Source organism: Streptomyces sp. SID8352, assembly GCF_009862265.1.
Taxonomy (GTDB): Bacteria; Actinomycetota; Actinomycetes; order Streptomycetales; family Streptomycetaceae; genus Streptomyces.
In genome coordinates this window covers 67,811-85,229 of the sequence record NZ_WWGX01000082.1, presented here as the reverse complement: position 1 = coordinate 85,229, position 17,419 = coordinate 67,811, and the positions used below count along the sequence as shown (strand labels likewise).

Here is a 17,419-nt window from a genome sequence, read left to right as displayed (position 1 = left end):
GCGGCGTCGACAGTGAACGGTTGCGTTCACTGTTCGGGAGTCGCTACGGTCGGCACAACAGTGAACGCAAGCGTTCACTGATTCATTCCTGGGGGATACCCACGTGACCACCTCTCCTTCGGTAGAAGACCGGAAACCGGGCGCCGCCCGCCGGGACGGGCATCCCGGCATCGCGCTCGCCGTCATCGCGGCGTGCCAGCTCATGGTCGTACTCGACGCGACGATTGTGAACATCGCTCTCCCGCACATTCAAGACGCGCTGGCGTTCAGCACCACCGACCTCACCTGGGTGGTCAGCGCCTACACCCTCACCTTCGGCGGCCTGCTGCTGCTCGGCGGCCGGGCCGGGGACATCCTCGGGCGGCGCCGGGTCTTCATGGCCGGCATCCTGCTCTTCACCGCCGCCTCGCTGCTCGGCGGCTTCGCCCAGGAGCCGTGGCAGCTCCTCGCGGCCCGTGTGCTCCAGGGCGCCGGCGGCGCGATAGCCTCGCCCACCTCACTGGCGCTGATCACCACCACCTTCGCCGAGGGACCCGAGCGGAACCGGGCCTTCGGCGTCTTCGCGGCCGTATCGGCGGGCGGCGGCGCGATCGGCCTGCTGGCGGGCGGCATGCTCACCGAGTGGCTCGACTGGCGGTGGGTGCTCTTCGTCAACGTGCCGATCGGCCTGCTGATCGCCGCGCTCGCACCGCTCTACATCAGCGAGTCCCCGCGCCACTCGGGGCGCTTCGACATCGCCGGGGCCGTGACCTCGACGGGCGGGATGGCGCTGCTCGTCTACGGGTTCATCCGGGCCGCCGACGAGGGCTGGCGGGACTCCCTGACCGTCGGGTCGTTCGCCGCCGCCCTGGTCCTGCTGGCCGCCTTCGTGTTCATCGAGTCGCGGGCCAGGGAACCGATCACCCCACTGCGCATGTTCGCCGACCGCAACCGCTCGGGCACCTACGTGATCATGCTGAGCCTGGCCGCGGCCATGTTCGGGATGTTCTTCTACATCGTGCTGTTCGTCCAGAACGTGCTCGGCTACACGCCCATCCAGGCCGGTCTGGCCTTCCTGCCGGTCACCGTGGTGATCGCGCTGGGGGCGGGGCTGTCGCAGCGGTTCCTGCCGGTGTTCGGCCCCAAGCCGTTCATGGTGGCCGGCTCGGCGCTCGCGGCGGTGGGCCTCGGCTGGCAGACCCTCCTCGACTCGGGCAGCTCCTACGTCGGCGGAGTGCTCGGGCCGATGCTGGTCTTCGGCTTCGGCATGGGCCTGAACTTCGTGACGCTGACGCTCACGGCGGTCTCCGGGGTCGCCCCGCACGAGGCGGGAGCGGCGTCCGGCCTGCTCAACGCGATGCAGCAGGTGGGCGGCTCCATCGGGCTGGCCATCCTGACCACCGTGTTCGGCACGGCGAGCAGGGACGAGGCGAAGAAGCAGCTCCCGGACCTCATGGCGAACGGTTCGGCGGAGCAGAAGGCCGAGCTGGCGCGGACCCACCAACTGCCCGCGCCGTGGGGGCACGAGGTGCTGGCCCAGGGCATCTCGGCGGCCTTCGTCCCGGCGGCGGCCATGGCCGTGCTCGCCCTCGCCACCGCAGCGCTGGTGATCCGGGTCCGCAGGAGCGACCTGGAGGCCCTGTCCGGCTCGGCGGGCCCGGGGATGGGCTGACGGCACCGCCGTACGGGGGTCGGAGGTGCCGTCGGGAGACCGGCCGGGGCGCCGACGGGTGGCGACCGCTCCCGTCGGCGCCCCGGCCGTGCGGGGCCCAGGGGCACGGGTGCCCAGGCGCCCGCCCAGGGGCATGGGGGCGCGGGCGCCCGGGGGCGGGGCCCTGTGTACGGGGCGCGGGGCCGGGTGTGCGACGGGGCCGGGTGTGCGGGGCGCGGGCCCGGGTGTGCGGGGCACGGGTGCGCCGGGACGCGGGTGCGCGGTGCGCGGCACGGGTGTGCAGGCCACGGGGGCCGGTGCGGGGGCGCGGTTCGCGGAGCACGCGGCCCGGGGTACCCGCCGGGGACCGGGCCTCCGTGCCGGGCCCGGGTGGTCAGTCCGTCCGGGCCGATGCCGCCGGCCAGTCCGGCAGCGCCTCCGTCCGCTCCGTCCACAGGTCCGGCGGCGCGCCCGCCCGGCCCGCCGCGAGGACCCCGCCCACGATGGCGCAGGTCGTGTCCACATCACCGCCGACACCGGCGGTGGTCCAGAACGCCTCCTCGTAGTCACCGAGGGAGCGCGCCGCGGACCAGAGGGCGAACGGCACCGTGTCGTGCGCCGTCGTACGCCGCCCGCAGCCCAGGACGGCCGCGACGGTGACCGCGTCGCCGTAGTCGAGCATGTCCCGGGCCCGCCGCAGCCCCGCCCCGACCGCGCTGCGCCCGGGCACCAGGGCGATCACCCCGTCCAGCAGGCCGTGCGCCCCGGGCGGGCCCGCGGGGTCCGCGGCCAGGGCGGCCGCGGCGGCCACCGCCATGGCGCCGACCACCGCCTCCCGGTGCTGGTGCGTGGGGTACGCCGAGATCTCGGCCTGGTGGGTCGCCTGCTCCGGATCGTCCGCGTACCAGGCGCCCAGGGGCGCGATGCGCATCGCGGCGCCGTTGCCCCAGGAGCCCTGCCCGTTGAAGAGACCGGCGGCCAGCGCGCTCCAGTCACCGCCCTCCCGGACCCGGCCCAGCAGCCGGTCCACGGCGGGGCCGTAGCCGCGCGCGGAGTCGTGACGCCGGGCGAAGGAGCGGGCCAGCGCGTCCTGGTCGACCCGGTGGTGGGCGGCCAGCACGGCGACCACGGAGCACGCCATCTCGGTGTCGTCGGTCCACCTCCAGGGGCCGGGCGGCAGCTCACGGCGCTCCAGCAGGGGGTAGTTCGCGGGCAGGGCGAACCGCGCGCCCAGCGCGTCGCCCACCGACAGCCCGCGCAGACTGCCCAGGGCGCGGACCAGGCGCCCGCCGGAAGAAGAATCAGCCGCGTCGGATGTCATCGCCCCGCCTCTATCCAGTGATCCCGTACGGCTCCGGCTCCCGCCAGCGCTCGAAGGGCCGGTCCAGCGTGTACTTGCCGTTCTCCCCCAGAACGAGCATCCGCGTCTCGCCGTTCCCCGGGTTGACCAGCGACTCGAACTCGGCGACCGTCCAGTGGAACCAGCGCATGCAGAACAGCCGCATGGCCAGGCCGTGGGTGACGAGCAGCACGTTCGGCGGGTGGTCGGGCGCCTCGAAGCTGCGGAAGAGGCTCTCCAGGAAGTTGCCGACCCGGTCGTAGACGTCCGCGCCGGACTCGCCCTGGGCGAAGCGGTAGTAGAAGTGGCCGTAGGTGTCGCGGAAGGTCTTCTGGCTGCGCACGTCGTCGCGCTCCTGCCAGTTGCCCCAGTCCTGCTCCCGCAGCCGGGGCTCCTCCCGGACGCGTATCAGCGCCGGGTCGAGCCCGAACGCCTGGAGCGTCTGGTGGGTGCGGCGGTACGGGGAGACGTAGACGCTGACGCGCTCGCCGTCGAAGACCGCCCTGAGCCGCTCGCCCGTCTCCTCCGCCTGGGCCCGGCCCTGCTCGGTGAGGGCCAGCGCGTGGTCGGGAACGCGCTCGTACACGCTGTCATCGACATTGCCCGTCGACTCGCCGTGCCGGACAAGAACGATGCGTCGTGGTCGTGCCATGCCAGAACCCTAGATCGTGCGCGGCGGAACCGGGCGTTCGCGGGGCCTCCTACGGCACAGGTCACACCACCGGACCGGACCCGGCCGGGCACGGCTCCGGCTCCGGCTCCGGCTCCGGTCAGACCGTCCAGGAGGGCTCGAGTTCCACGACGTCCCCGGTCAGGGCGGCGAGGTCGGAGTGGGTCTGGGCGCGCAGGGCCAGCCGCTCCACCCGCTCGATGCGGTACTTCCCGTGCTCGGCGGCCGACCGCCACATCGACAGCACCAGGTACTCGCTGCCGGAGGCCTCGCCGAACATGCCCCGGAGCATGCCGGGCGACCCGGCCATGGCCGGGTTCCAGACCTTCTCCTGCATCAGCGCGAAGTGCTCGGCCCGGTCCTCGTGGACCCGGCAGAGCGCCACCCTGACGAGGTCGGCGTCGGTGAACCGGGGCTCGAACCCGGTCTTCACGTCGAAGCGGTGGTCGAAGAGGCGGACCTGGGCGTCCTTGAAGGTGCCCGACTGGGCCGAGGCCAGCCGGTCGTGGGAGCGGGCCATGAAGGAGTCGTAGAAGGCGCGGCTCTCCCAGAACGCGAAGACGTGCGCCACGTCCGGCCGCAGCCGGCTCCAGCCGCCGCCCTGCCCCCGGAAACCCGGCTCCCCCGGAAGCCCCGCCCACTTCCGCTGCCCGCGCTCGAAACCGCGGCGGTCCACCACGGTGCAGCGCATCCACTTGACCAGCACCGCGCCATGGTAAGGCCAGGGGGCGCGACACCGGCCACCTCCGGCGCGACCGCTCTCCCCCGATCCCCCGCACCCACGTGGCAGGATGGACAAATTGCCGTCGCCGTCCGGCAGTTGGGCCGCGGACGGGACGGGAAACCGGGAAGGGGAAGCCTGTGAACGGCCTCAGCAAGGGGAACGGCACGATCGAGGTCGCGCTGCGGTGGAATCCGAGTCCGGCGGGGGAGCCGCCGACCGATCTGGACCTGGTCGCCGGGACGTACACGGCGGACGCCCCCCACGGCGACGCGGCCTACGTGGTGCACTTCGACAGCCGCTCCCCCGACGGGACGATCTTCCTCAACCGCGACAGCACCGACGGCCGGGGCTTCGGCTACGACGAGGTGATGACGCTGGACCTGGAACGCCTGGACCCCCGGTACACGCGCGTGGTGGTCGGCGTGGTCATCCAGCAGTCGGCGGGGCGGCGGACCTTCTCCGGGGTCTCCGGCCCCGGGCTGCGCATCCGCGAGCGGTACACCGACCTGGCCACGGAGGACTTCGCCGGGGTGCCGGAGGCGACGGCGGCGGTGGTCGGGGAGTTCGTCCGGGACGGCGCGGGCGCCTGGCAGTTCCGCGCGGGCGTGCACGGCTTTGCCGGCGACCCGTCCGGCTTCATCCGCGCCATGGGCGGCCTCGGCCGCCCCTGACCCGAGGCGGGGCCCCGCGCACGCGGCGGAGCCCCCACGAAGGTAAGGGGCGCTTTCTGTGGAAGGCGCCCCTTACCTCTGCGGCGGGCCGGGCGCGCCCGGTCCCGGGCCGGGGACCCGCCCCGCACCCGCACCGGTCCGGAGACCTAGGCCCCGCCTACGTCCGCAGCCCGTTACGCCCAAGCGGTCGTGCTGCCTACTGTCACGTCCATGGATACGACAGGGACCCTGGACGAGGCACTCGAACGACTGCACGCCTCCGGACCCGAGCGGCTCGGGCGGCTCACCAACCACGCGCCGATGGCCGTCGAGGCCCTCGCCGCCCGCGGACGGGCGCGCTCGGTGCACCGCTGGCTCGACCTGTACGCGGACCGGCTGGAGGACTTCCCGTCCCGCGTCGCCCCGGTCACCGAGGACGACTGGCGGTCCGCGCTCGGCGATCCGCGCCGCGCTGCCGACTGGATCGACCACTTCACGCGCGAGATCACCGAGCGTCCCTGGCAGGACGTCCTCACCCAGTGGTGGCCCCGGCTGCTGCCCGGCATCCACGGCGGCTCGGCGCATCCGGTGATCCGGGTGGGCCACGCCGTCCGCACCCTGCGGTCCGGCGGGACGACCGCGCCCCGCCTGACGGAGCTCGCCCACGGCCTCGGCTACTGGGCCGCGCGCCACCGGCCCGTCGCCCCTCCCGCCCCGCTGCCCGGCGCCGACGGCGCGGCCGGGGCCCTCGACGCGGTGCCGCCGATCGGCCTGCGGGAGGGCGGCTTCCCCGACCGGCTCGACCGCGTCACGGCCCTGCCGGTGTGGGCGGCCTCGGTGACGGACCCGGACGACGCGTACGCCCGCCTCACCGAACTGGTGCGGGCCGCCACCCACCGCTACGCCACCCACGGCCACGGCGACGCGACGATGCTGGTCCACGCCGCCACCGCGCCCAACGCCGTCCTGCGTACCCTGCCCGCACTCCCCCGCGCCCTGTGGGTACCGAGCCTGCGGGCAGCCTGGACGGCGTCCGCCGCGGTGACCGCGATGTACGCGCCGGACGCCCCGGCCGAGTACGTCCCGCCGGGCACCCTCACCCCCGACGAGGTGGTCGACCTGGCGCTGGCCCACGGCGACGAGCACGTCATCAAGCTGACGGACACCGCCCTCGACGTCGGCGACGGGACGGCCCTGGCGGCGGCCCTGCGCTCCATCGAGATGAGCGTCCCCCTGGAGTGACCCCCGCCCGCACCGCGTGACGCGATGGCGGCACACGGGCCGCCACGGAGAGAGGGAGGGGCGCCGGCCGTGGGCCGGCGCCCCTCCCTCTCTCCGTCTCGCCCCCGGCCCCGCCCGCCCGACGGCATGCGTCGCGCGGGCGGGGCCGACCGGCGTCAGCTGCAGCCGCTGGTCGAGCCGCAGCCCTCACAGATGTAGCAGGAACCGGCTCGCTGCATCTTGGTGCCGCAGGAGAAGCAGAGCGGGGCGTCCGCCTGGATGCCGAGCTGCATCTCCACCAGTTCGGCGCTGGTGTGCGCCTGCTGGGGGACGGGGACCGCCGCCCCGGCCTCGGCCCTCGGCGTCACGACGGCCTTCAGCTCCTGGGTGCGCGGCGCGGACTGGGCGAGGCCCTCCACGTCGACGTCCTCGTCCTCCATGGACTGCTCGTAGGAGCCGGTCTCCAGGTGGCGCTGGCGCTCCTCGGCGGAGTGGATGCCGAGGGCGGAGCGGGTCTCGAAGGGCAGGAAGTCCAGCGCCAGGCGACGGAAGATGTAGTCGACGATCGACTGCGCCATCCGCACGTCCGGGTCGTCCGTCATGCCGGCCGGCTCGAAGCGCATGTTGGTGAACTTGGAGACGTACGTCTCCAGCGGCACCCCGTACTGGAGGCCCACGGAGACGGCGATGGAGAAGGCGTCCATCATGCCCGCGAGGGTGGAGCCCTGCTTGGACATCTTCAGGAAGACCTCGCCGAGACCGTCGTCCGGATAGGTGTTGGCGGTCATGTAGCCCTCGGCGCCACCGACGGTGAAGGAGGTGGTGATCCCGGGGCGGCCCTTGGGCAGGCGCTTGCGGACGGGGCGGTACTCGACGACCTTCTCGACCGCGGACCGGATCGTGCCCTCGGCCTTCTCGGTGATCTCCGCCTTCTCCTTCTCCTTGGTCTTCGCGGAGAGGGGCTGGCCGACCTTGCAGTTGTCGCGGTAGATCGCGAGGGCCTTGACGCCGAGCTTCCAGGCCTCGTAGTAGATCTCCTCGACCTCCTCGACGGTCGCCGACTCCGGCATGTTGACCGTCTTGGAGATGGCGCCGGAGATCCACGGCTGGATCGCGGCCATCATACGGACGTGGCCCATCGGGGAGATGGCCCGCTCGCCCATGGCGCAGTCGAAGACCTCGTAGTGCTCCTGCTTGAGGCCGGGGGCGTCGATCACATTGCCGTTCTCGGCGATGTGGGCGACGATCGCCTCGATCTGCTCCTCCTGGTAGCCCAGGCGGCGCAGGGCCTGCGGAACGGTGCCGTTGACGATCTGCATCGAACCGCCGCCGACCAGCTTCTTGAACTTGACCAGGGCGAGGTCGGGCTCGACACCGGTGGTGTCGCAGGACATCGCCAGGCCGATGGTGCCGGTCGGGGCGAGCACGGACGCCTGGGAGTTGCGGAAGCCGTTCTTCTCGCCGACGCGCTGCACGTCCTGCCACGCCTCGGTGGCGGCGGCCCACACCGGGGTGTCCAGGTCGTCCATGCGCACGGCGGCGCCGTTGGCGTCGGCGTGCTGCTTCATGACGCGCTTGTGGGCGTCGGCGTTGCGGGCGTAGCCGTCGTACGGGCCGACGACGGCGGCCAGTTCGGCGGAGCGGCGGTAGGCGGTGCCGGTCATCAGGGAGGTGATCGCACCGGCGAGGGAGCGGCCGCCGTCGGAGTCGTAGGCGTGGCCGGTGGCCATCAGCAGGGCGCCCAGGTTGGCGTAGCCGATGCCGAGCTGGCGGAAGGCGCGGGTGTTCTCGCCGATCTTCTCGGTGGGGAAGTCGGCGAAGCAGATCGAGATGTCCATCGCGGTGATGACCAGCTCGACGACCTTCTGGAAGCGCTCGGTCTCGAAGGACTGCTTGCCCTGGCCGTCGTCCTTGAGGAACTTCATCAGGTTCAGCGAGGCCAGGTTGCAGGACGTGTTGTCCAGGTGCATGTACTCGCTGCACGGGTTGGAGCCGTTGATCCGGCCGGACTCCGGGCAGGTGTGCCAGTGGTTGATCGTGTCGTCGTACTGGATGCCCGGATCGGCACAGGCCCAGGCGGCCTCGGCCATCTTGCGGAAGAGGGACTTGGCCCGGATCTTCTCGATGACCTCGCCGGTCATCCGCGCGCGCAGGCCGAACTCGCCGTCCTGCTCGACGGCCTTCATGAACTCGCCGTTCACCCGGACCGAGTTGTTGGCGTTCTGGTACTGGACGGACGTGATGTCGTCGCCGCCCAGGTCCATGTCGAAGCCCGCGTCGCGCAGGGCGCGGATCTTCTCCTCCTCCTTGACCTTGGTCTCGATGAAGCCCTCCACGTCGGGGTGGTCGACGTCGAGGATGACCATCTTGGCGGCGCGGCGGGTCGCTCCGCCGGACTTGATGGTGCCGGCCGAGGCGTCGGCGCCGCGCATGAAGGAGACCGGTCCGGAGGCGTTGCCGCCGGAGGAGAGCAGTTCCTTGGAGGAGCGGATGCGGGAGAGGTTCAGGCCGGCGCCGGAGCCGCCCTTGAAGATCATCCCCTCTTCCTTGTACCACTCCAGGATCGACTCCATGGAGTCGTCCACGGAGAGGATGAAGCAGGCGGAGACCTGCTGCGGCTGGGGCGTGCCGACGTTGAACCAGACCGGGCTGTTGAAGCTGAAGATCTGGTGCAGGAGGGCGTAGGCCAGCTCGTGCTCGAAGATCTCGGCGTCGGCCGGGGAGGCGAAGTAGCGGTGCTCCTCGCCCGCCCTCCGGTACGTCTTCACGATGCGGTCGATGAGCTGCCGCAGGCTCACCTCGCGCTGCGGGGTACCGACGGCACCCCGGAAGTACTTGCTGGTGACGATGTTGACCGCGTTCACCGACCAGAAGTCGGGGAACTCGACGCCGCGCTGCTCGAAGTTGACCGAACCGTCGCGCCAGTTGGTCATGACGACGTCACGACGCTCCCAGGCCACCTCGTCGTAGGGGTGGACACCGGGAGTGGTGTGGACGCGCTCGACGCGGAGCCCCTTGCCCGCCTTGGTGCCCTTGGCGCGGGAACTCCGTGCCGGACCGCTCGCCGTCTCTGTCATGCCGCCTCCCTGTACGGGCGAAAACGCCCTGAAGTGCCGCGATTGTTCCGTGGCACGGTGTTTCTGTCTCGTGCCGCGGGCGTCTCTGCCTCCGCCCGCGACAGGTCCTGCTCGCCGCCGCCGTCCGTCCGGCCCCCGGGACACTCGCCCCGGTCCGGTCCGGCGGTCAGTACGCGGCGCCCGCGGGCCCGGGGACCGCTGCCGTCCCCGTCCCCCCGCGGTCGTCGTCCCGGTCCTCCGCCGCGGCTCCGCCGCCGGCCCCGCCGGGGTGTCCCGTCGCCTCCCGCAGCTCCGTGACCGCGGCCTCGAAGTCGTCCAGCGACTCGAAGGCCCGGTAGACGGAGGCGAAGCGCAGATAGGCCACGAGGTCCAGCTCCTGGAGCGGGCCCAGTATGGCCAGGCCCACGTCGTGCGTGGTCAGCTCGGCGCTGCCGGTGGCCCGCACGGCCTCCTCGACCCGCTGGCCGAGCTGCGCGAGCGCGTCCTCGGTGACGGGCCGACCCTGGCACGCCTTGCGGACGCCGTTGATGACCTTGGTCCGGCTGAACGGCTCGGTGACCCCGGACCGCTTGACCACCATGAGCGAGCACGTCTCCACGGTCGTGAAACGGCGGGAGCAGTCGGGGCACTGGCGGCGCCTGCGGATCGACATGCCGTCGTCGGTCGTACGACTGTCGACGACGCGGCTGTCGGGATGCCTGCAGAAGGGGCAGTACATGGATTCCCAACCCTCCTCACAGCAGACTCAACGGCCCCGCGGGACCCTCCGGCCCCTCGAAGCAGCCCCCAGCATAGGCGATCGAAACGGAGCCGGAGACCGCGGCCACCACAACCTATGGGCCGCTGGTGCCATCCAACCACTACATGTGGGGATTGACTTCCCCACCCACGCCCCGCACGCGTGTCGTCGCCGCGCGTGTCCGCCGGACCCGGCGCGGATGCCGCGCACCGCCTCCGCACCCTGTGGCGGCGGGCCCGCACAGGGTCGCACAGGGCCGCGGACGACACGCCGCGCGCACCCCGCCGCCCCCGCCGGGAGGCCCGCCCGCAGCTAGCGTGGGCCGCGCGCGGCCGGGCCGGTACGGGGCAGAGGGACGGCGCGCGGGGGCGGGCGGGAGGGGCCGCGGGGAACCCCCGGGCACCGCGCGCCGGACGCCTCCGGACCGCCCGCGCCCCGCCCGGGCACCGCCCGGTCCCCCGGGAGGGCACCCGCCCTCCGTCGAACGGGAGGGCGAATGGCAGACTGGGGCGACCGCCCGCATGGGCGCGTCCCGGCGGTGAACAGTACCGCAATGGGGCCTTTTGCCCGTCAGGCAAAGCAAGAGCCATACACCCGGACGTGCACTTCGGACGGCTGATCCGCGAATTTTCACTCGAACGTGTGTTTGGCGCAACCTTTCGAAAGCAACTACCGTTGTGCTGCAGGGAGACCATCGAGAGGGGCCGACGTGACCACCACCGCCGACAGTGCCACCATCACTGCCCAGGACCGCCCCCAGGGCCGACCTGAGCCGGTGCACGCGAGGAACGAGAGCGCGCATCCGGACGGGCACAAGCGCTCCCTGCCCGGGCGACCTCCCGGCATCCGGGCGGACAGCACCGGTCTCACCGACCGCCAGCGCCGGGTGATCGAGGTCATCCGGGACTCCGTGCAGCGGCGCGGCTACCCGCCGTCGATGCGGGAGATCGGCCAGGCCGTCGGCCTGTCGAGCACCTCGTCCGTCGCCCACCAGCTCATGGCCCTGGAGCGCAAGGGTTTCCTGCGCCGCGACCCGCACCGGCCGCGCGCCTACGAGGTCCGGGGCTCCGACCAGGCCGCGTCCGTGCAGCCCACCGACACCGCCGGCAAGCCCGCCGCCTCCTACGTCCCCCTGGTCGGGCGCATCGCCGCCGGTGGCCCCATCCTCGCCGAGGAGTCGGTCGAGGACGTCTTCCCCCTCCCCCGGCAGCTCGTCGGTGACGGCGAGCTGTTCGTGCTCAAGGTCGTCGGCGACTCGATGATCGAGGCCGCCATCTGCGACGGCGACTGGGTCACGGTCCGCCGCCAGCCCGTCGCGGAGAACGGCGACATCGTCGCCGCCATGCTCGACGGCGAGGCCACGGTCAAGCGCTTCAAGCGCGAGGACGGCCATGTCTGGCTCCTCCCGCACAACGCGGCCTACGAGCCCATCCCCGGTGACGACGCGACCATCCTCGGCAAGGTGGTGGCCGTACTGCGCCGCGTCTGACCACCCCAGCGGGCGGGTCCGTACGCCACGGCCCGCCTCCCGACCGGGCCCCGGAACCTCTGCGCCGGTTCCGGGGTCCCGTGCTGTCCGGGAAGGGCCGGGGCGCGTCCGGGACCCGATGGGCGCCCGTGGGACGGCCGCTGCCGCGGGCACGCGGATGGCCCCGCGGGCGCCCAGGCATGTCAGGGTGCCGCGCCGGGCGGCCTCGCGGCGCCCTGTGGCCCCGCGCCCCACCCGCCGCCATCCGACGGCGCTCGGGCGGGCACGGCGGCTCCGCACCGGGCCCGGCCGCTCCCGCGTGTGCTCAGTCGCCCTCCGCCCGGCGGGCCACGGCGTCGATCGCGGTCAGCGACCTGCGGACCTGCTGGCCGTCCGTGGTGTACCAGAAGTCCGGCAGCGACGCCTTCAGGAAGCTCCCGTACCGGGCCGTGGCGAGCCTCTGGTCGAGCACGGCGACGACGCCCCGGTCGCCCGTGGCGCGCACCAGGCGGCCGGCGCCCTGCGCCATCAGCAGGGCGGCGTGGGTGGCGGCGACCGCCATGAACCCGTTGCCCCCGGCCTCCTCGACGGCCTTCTGGCGGGCGCTCATCACCGGGTCGTCGGGGCGCGGGAACGGGATCTTGTCCATGACGACGAGCTGGCAGCTCGGGCCGGGCACATCGACGCCCTGCCACAGCGACAGCGTCCCGAAGAGGCAGGTCCGGGGGTCGGCCGCGAAGTTCTTGATCAGCTCGCCCAGGGTCTCCTCGCCCTGGAGCAGGATCGGGAAGTCGGGGATCCGCGAGCGCAGCTCCTCGGCGGCCGACTGGGCCGCCCGCATCGAGGAGAACAGCCCCAGGGTCCGCCCGCCCGCCGCCTGGATCAGCTCCGTCAGCTCGTCGAGCATGTCGGTCCGGTCGCCGTCCCGCGCGGGGCGCGCCAGGTGCCGGGCCACGTAGAGGATGCCCTGCCTGGGGTAGTCGAAGGGGGAGCCCACGTCGACGCCCTTCCACTGCGGGACGTCCTCGCCCCCGGTGCCCTCGGGGGCGAGGCCCAGGGAGGCGCCCACCCCGTTGAAGTCCCCGCCCAGCTTCAGCGTCGCGGAGGTGAGGACGACCGAGCGGTCGGCGAACAGCTTCTCCCGCAGCAGGCCCGCGACGGACATCGGCGCCACCCGCAGCGAGGCGCCGAACCGGTCGTGCCGCTCGTACCAGACGACGTCCCACTCGGAGCCGTTGGTGATCCGCTCCGCCACCTCGTGGACGGACTCGACGGAGGCGAGGGCCTGCTTGCGGACCGCGTCCTCGTCCTGCACGGACTTGTCGCGGGTGGCGCCGATGGCGGAGACGACCGTGCGGCAGGCGTCGCGCAGCGCCATCAGGGCGTAGCCCAGGTCCTCCGGGATCTCCTCCAGGCGCCCGGGCAGGGCCAGCTCCATCAGCCGCTCGAAGCCCTCGGCCGCCGTCTGGAGCTGGTCGGCGGCCTTCTCGTTGACCAGCTTGGCGGCCCGGCGCACCGCCCGGTTGACCTGGCCGGGGGTCAGCTCGCCGGTGGCCACCCCGGTGACCCGGGAGACGAGTTCATGGGCCTCGTCGACGATCAGCACCTCGTGCTGCGGCAGCACCGGGGCGCCCTCGATGGCGTCGATGGCGAGCAGCGCGTGGTTGGTGACGACGACCTCGGAGAGCTTGGCCCGCTCCCGGGCGTTCTCGGCGAAGCACTCGGCTCCGTAGGCGCACTTGGAGGCGCCCAGGCACTCCCGGGAGGAGACCGACACCTGCGCCCAGGCCCGGTCGGAGACGCCGGGGGTGAGGTCGTCGCGGTCGCCGTTCTCGGTCTCGTCGGCCCAGTCGCGCATGCGCAGCAGGTCCTGGCCCAGCCTGCTGGTGGGGGCCGCCGCCTCGAACTGGTCGAAGAGGCCCTCCTCCTCGTCCTGCGGCATGCCCTCGTGGAGGCGGTGCAGGCACAGGTAGTTCGACCGGCCCTTGAGCGTCGCGAACTCGGGGCGGCGGCGCAGTTGCGGATGCAGGGCGTCGACCGTGCGCGGCAGGTCCCGCTCGACGAGCTGGCGCTGGAGGGCGAGGGTCGCGGTGGCCACGACGACCCGCTCCCCGTGGGCCAGCGCGGGCACCAGGTAGCCCAGGGACTTTCCGGTGCCGGTGCCGGCCTGGACCAGCAGATGGGTGCCGTCGTCGATCGCCTCGGCGACGGCTTCGGCCATGGCCACCTGGCCGGGACGCTCCGTACCGCCGACGGAGGCGACGGCGGCGTGCAGGAGTTCGGGGAGTGAGGGCTTCGTCATAGCCCGACCACCCTACGGCCCGGCACCGACAAGCGGACGCCCACGGCGGAGATCGACCCGGTGGGGTGAGGGGGGCGTGCGGAGGGCGCGCGGCTAGCGCCCATCGCGGGAGGGCGCGCGGGGGCGCCCGGAGCCCGGCCGTCGCGGGGACGGCGTACGGGGGCGCGGGGTGGACGCTCCGGCACGTGGAGTACGGCGTGGGCGGTGGCGGGGCGGGGCATGTGCGGTGGCGGGGCGGGGCGTGGGCGGGGCGTGGTGACAGTACGGCGTCGGCGCGGCCGGGAGGCCGGGTACACCGCGCCCCCGCCCCCAGTGCCGCCCTGCGCGGCCCCGCTCGCACCCCTGCGGAGACCGCGCCCCGGACCGCCGGGCCGCCGGAGACCGCCAGGGCCGCCGGGCCGTTCCCCGGACCTCTCAGAGCCGCCGGACGCGGTCGCGGACCATGAGGGCGGCCCGCTTGCCCGGCAGGTCGACCTCGGTGTCGGCCCGGAATCCGGCGGCCCGGAAGGCGGCGACGGACGCCGCGTTGCGGAGGTCGGGTTCGGCCAGGACGCGCGTGCAGTCGGGGAGCCGGTCGAGGACGAGCGCGGTGACGGCGGCGATCAGGGCGGTGCCGAGGCCCCGGCCCCGGTCGGCGGCGGCGCCGATGAGGAGGTGGAGGCCGATGTCGTACGGGCGGACGGGACAGTACCGGGCCAGCGGATCGAGATCGGCACGGTAGACCTCCCAGTAGCTCATCGGCGCGCCGTCCAGCACGCCGAGGCACGGGACGCTGCGCCCGTCCCCGTCGAGTTGGTCCCGCAGATGCGCCCCGGTCACCTCCGGCGCTCCGGCCAGCTCCCAGAACGCGGCGACGGCGGGGTCGTTCATCCACCGGGCGAGCAGGGGCAGGTCCCGCCCGGTCCGCACGGGCTCCAGCCGGAGGACGCCCGCGGGAGTGGGGACGGGGCCCCAGCGGGCGATCCCGGGGACCGGGGCGACGGCGCGCCCCGGGGCGGTGCCGGTGTCCCGGGCCCGTCCGCCGGCCCCGGCGCGGCCGGGGTCCCGTGTGGCCCCGGCGCCCCGGGCCGTGACGCCGGTCACCCCGGTTACCCCAGTGACCCCGGTGAGCGTGGTGGGCCGGGCCGGGGCGGCGGGTCGGCCGGTCGGCGTGTCGCCCGTCTCGGGGGGCATGGGGCCGTTCCTCTCGGCGCGGGCGCCGGTCAGCCGACGTGCAGCGGGTTGGCGATGGTGACGTAGACGGACTGGGTGTCGACGGGGCCGACGAGTTCGTCGAGCCCGTGCAGCCGGGTCATCAGGTTGGCCTTGCAGCGCAGCCGGGAGGAGTCGAGGAGGCGGGCGGGCAGCGAGGTGCGCAGCCGGGCCGGGCCGGTGGCGAGCGTGCCGAGGAAGCGGCGGAAGGCGGCGAGGAGGAGCCGCTCGTCCGCGAGCCCCTGCGAACCGAAGGCGCCGATCAGCCCGAAGACGTTGTTGATGGCCAGGTAGTAGGCGAACCGTTCGTCGGCGACCTCGTCGGAGACGAAGGTGTCGCTGCGCTCGCCGATCCCGGGCAGACGGGCGTCGAGTTCCGCGTGCCGGGAGGCGCGGAAGTAGTAACCCTGGTTGTCCCGGTAGCGCCCGCCGGTCGGCCAGCCCTCGGCGCCGAGCACGACGAGCGTGTTCTGCTGGTGCGCCTCCAGGGCGACCCCGGCCTCCGCGTCGAGCCAGAGCACCGGCCGGACGACGTGTTCGAGGTAGCGCAGGAACCACTCGGCGGCGACCGCCCCGCGCGGGCGGCGGGTGCGCAGGGCGAGGCAGGCGACGATCTCGGCCAGCCGGGAGGACGGCCGGGACCCGGCGGGGGCACCGTCGGCGGGCAGGTCGTCGGACGGGGTGGCCGGGCCGCCGGGGCCGCCGGTGGGCGGGGGGACGCGCGGGGCCACCAGTCCGGCGACGCAGGCGACGTCGTCCCAGGGGCCGAAGGGGTTGTGCCGGACGACCACGTCGAGGCCGCGCACGGGGCCGCCGTCCGGGCCGTCCACCGCCAGCCAGGCGGGGTCGCGGACGATGTCGAAGCCGGGGTGGGCGGCCTGCCAGCGCCGGGACAGGCCGGTGCGGAGCAGGCGGTGCACCTCCACGCCCCGGTGGAGCTCCTTGCGGAGGTTCTCCCGCCGGGAGTTGGTGATCTGGAGGGCCAGCGACAGCTTGAGCATGGCGGGGGCGCCGGTGCGGTGCACGGTGCGCAGGGAGGAGGTGGGATGCCAGGGGTCGCCGCGGACCCCGAGGTCGCGCAGCAGCCCGGCGTCCAGCAGGGCCGCGGTCTCCGGGCGCCGCCGGATCTCGCGGAACTGCCAGGGGTGCAGTGGGAGGGCCGCGTGTCCCTCGGGCAGCGGGGCGCCGGGGCCCATGAGGCGGGCGGTCAGCCGGTCGGCGGTCACGGTGCGTCCGCGCTCGGTCCAGGCCGAGTCGGCGGCGAGCAGAGAGGGGGCGACCGCGATCCAGCGCAGCGCGAAGGAACCGCGCAGTTCGGGCGAGTAGGCGCGGGCCTCGGCGTCGGTGAGCCCCTCGCGGCTCTTGGGGGTCGGGTGCAGCGGGTGGCCGAGGACGAGGGCCTGTTCGGCGGCGAGGAAGAGGTCGGGGTGGTCGGCGGGGTCGGCCCGGCGGTCGCGGACGAAGGCGGCGGTGCGGCGGACGGAGTCCGCGACGCGGGTGACGAGGTCGCCGCCGCCCCCCGTCTCCCTGGCCAGCAGGGCGGCGAGGGTGACCGGGTCCACGGGCGGCGCCGACTCGGGAGCGCCTTCCGGCCGGGCCGGGCCGAAGCGGTGCCGGCCGGTCGGCGACCGGTAGCGGACGGGCACCACCAGGGCCGTGCCGCTGGCGGGCAGCGGTACGCGCAGCATCCCTCCGTCGGGCACCGCGAGCCCGGCCTCGCGCACCCAGCAGCGCAGCAGGTTGCCGACTCCGACGGCCTGGGCGACGGCGGACGGCTCGGGGGCGGCGAGGGCGTCGGCGGCGGGAGCGGCGGCGCGTCCGGCACCCGGGGCACCGGAGGTGCGGGGGGTGCCCGCGCGCCGGATTCCGGGGGCGGCCAACCGCCCGGTGCCGGTGGGGCGCGCATGCTGGGGGATGCCCTCGGAGCGGGAGACGGTGCCGGGGGCGGGGATGCCCTGGGCCGCGGTGCCCTGGGCGGGGGTGCTCCGGGGCGGGGCTCCGGCCGGAGAAGTCCGCCCGGGGGCGCGGCCCTCGGGAGCGCGGCCCTCGGGGACGGGGCCGTGGCCGGGGGCGGCACCGCCCCCGGCCAGGGGTGCCGGTCCGAGGGCCGTTCCGGACACCGGGCCGGGCGCGGTGACGTTCACGGCGGAGCCCCGGCCGGGCGCGGCGCCGTGCACCGGGCCGTCGGCCGCGGGGACCCGGCCGGGCGCGGCGCGACGGCTCACGGCGGAGGCGCGGTCGGTGCCGTTGACGGCGGGCCCGGGGGACGCCGGGGCGGACACCGGGGCCGGGACGTGCTCCGGGGCGGAGGGGCCCGACATCGGGGCTCCCCCGGGAGCGCGGCCCTCGGGTACGGGTCCGTGACCGGCAGCGGCACCACCCCCGGCCACGGGTACCGGGCCGGGCAC

General features: G+C 74.3%; 12 protein-coding genes. 4 read left to right on the top strand and 8 right to left on the bottom strand.

The genetic code is table 11. The annotated features are described in order from the left end of the window. Positions 1-103: 103 nt before the first annotated feature. Positions 104-1,651, top strand: coding sequence for an MFS transporter (locus GTY84_RS24915; RefSeq protein WP_161228632.1), 1,548 nt, complete (start codon positions 104-106; stop codon positions 1,649-1,651). Between the two features lie 373 nt (positions 1,652-2,024). Here the strand turns inward: GTY84_RS24915 and GTY84_RS24910 are convergent, their stop codons facing one another. The 3 genes from GTY84_RS24910 to GTY84_RS24900 all read right to left on the bottom strand — a co-directional run bounded on the left by GTY84_RS24910 (position 2,025) and on the right by GTY84_RS24900 (position 4,345). Beyond that, complete coding sequence (locus GTY84_RS24910) at positions 2,025-2,951, bottom strand: ADP-ribosylglycohydrolase family protein (protein WP_161228631.1); 927 nt, start codon at positions 2,949-2,951, stop codon at positions 2,025-2,027. Positions 2,952-2,961: 10 nt separating this feature from the next. Beyond that, positions 2,962-3,621: a histidine phosphatase family protein gene (locus GTY84_RS24905; protein WP_161228630.1), complete on the bottom strand. Its 660-nt coding sequence runs from the start codon at positions 3,619-3,621 to the stop codon at positions 2,962-2,964. 118 nt (positions 3,622-3,739) lie between these two features. After that, the gene (locus tag GTY84_RS24900; protein ID WP_161228629.1) at positions 3,740-4,345 is read right to left on the bottom strand and encodes a YdbC family protein; all 606 of its coding nucleotides are present in this window, start codon (positions 4,343-4,345) and stop codon (positions 3,740-3,742) included. Between the two features lie 155 nt (positions 4,346-4,500). Between GTY84_RS24900 and GTY84_RS24895 the strand changes: the two genes are divergently transcribed. Beyond that, on the top strand, positions 4,501-5,034 hold the full coding sequence (locus GTY84_RS24895; RefSeq protein WP_161228628.1) for a TerD family protein: 534 nt from the start codon (positions 4,501-4,503) through the stop codon (positions 5,032-5,034). 210 nt (positions 5,035-5,244) lie between these two features. Continuing rightward, positions 5,245-6,255, top strand: a complete 1,011-nt coding sequence (locus GTY84_RS24890; protein ID WP_161228627.1) for a questin oxidase family protein — start codon at positions 5,245-5,247, stop codon at positions 6,253-6,255. A gap of 155 nt (positions 6,256-6,410) precedes the next feature. On the opposite strand, the gene GTY84_RS24885 is transcribed toward GTY84_RS24890, so the two are convergent. Next, positions 6,411-9,311 carry a vitamin B12-dependent ribonucleotide reductase gene (locus tag GTY84_RS24885; protein ID WP_161228626.1) on the bottom strand — a complete coding sequence of 967 codons (2,901 nt, stop codon included), beginning with the start codon at positions 9,309-9,311 and terminating at the stop codon, positions 6,411-6,413. A 166-nt stretch (positions 9,312-9,477) separates the two neighbouring features. After that, positions 9,478-10,029, bottom strand: coding sequence for a transcriptional regulator NrdR (nrdR, locus tag GTY84_RS24880; protein ID WP_161228625.1), 552 nt, complete (start codon positions 10,027-10,029; stop codon positions 9,478-9,480). Positions 10,030-10,759: 730 nt separating this feature from the next. Between nrdR and lexA the strand changes: the two genes are divergently transcribed. Then, positions 10,760-11,539 (top strand): transcriptional repressor LexA, encoded by a 780-nt coding sequence (lexA, locus tag GTY84_RS24875; protein WP_161228624.1) that lies wholly within the window; start codon positions 10,760-10,762, stop codon positions 11,537-11,539. Positions 11,540-11,843: 304 nt separating this feature from the next. Here the strand turns inward: lexA and GTY84_RS24870 are convergent, their stop codons facing one another. The 3 genes from GTY84_RS24870 to GTY84_RS24860 form a co-directional block, all read right to left on the bottom strand. Then, positions 11,844-13,820, bottom strand: a complete 1,977-nt coding sequence (locus GTY84_RS24870; RefSeq protein ID WP_161228623.1) for an ATP-dependent DNA helicase — start codon at positions 13,818-13,820, stop codon at positions 11,844-11,846. A 414-nt stretch (positions 13,821-14,234) separates the two neighbouring features. Next, positions 14,235-14,993, bottom strand: a complete 759-nt coding sequence (locus GTY84_RS24865; RefSeq protein WP_161228622.1) for a GNAT family N-acetyltransferase — start codon at positions 14,991-14,993, stop codon at positions 14,235-14,237. Positions 14,994-15,022: 29 nt separating this feature from the next. Next, entirely contained in the window at positions 15,023-17,332 is a 2,310-nt protein-coding gene (locus GTY84_RS24860; RefSeq protein WP_161228621.1) for an IucA/IucC family protein, read from the bottom strand. Positions 17,333-17,419: the final 87 nt, after the last annotated feature.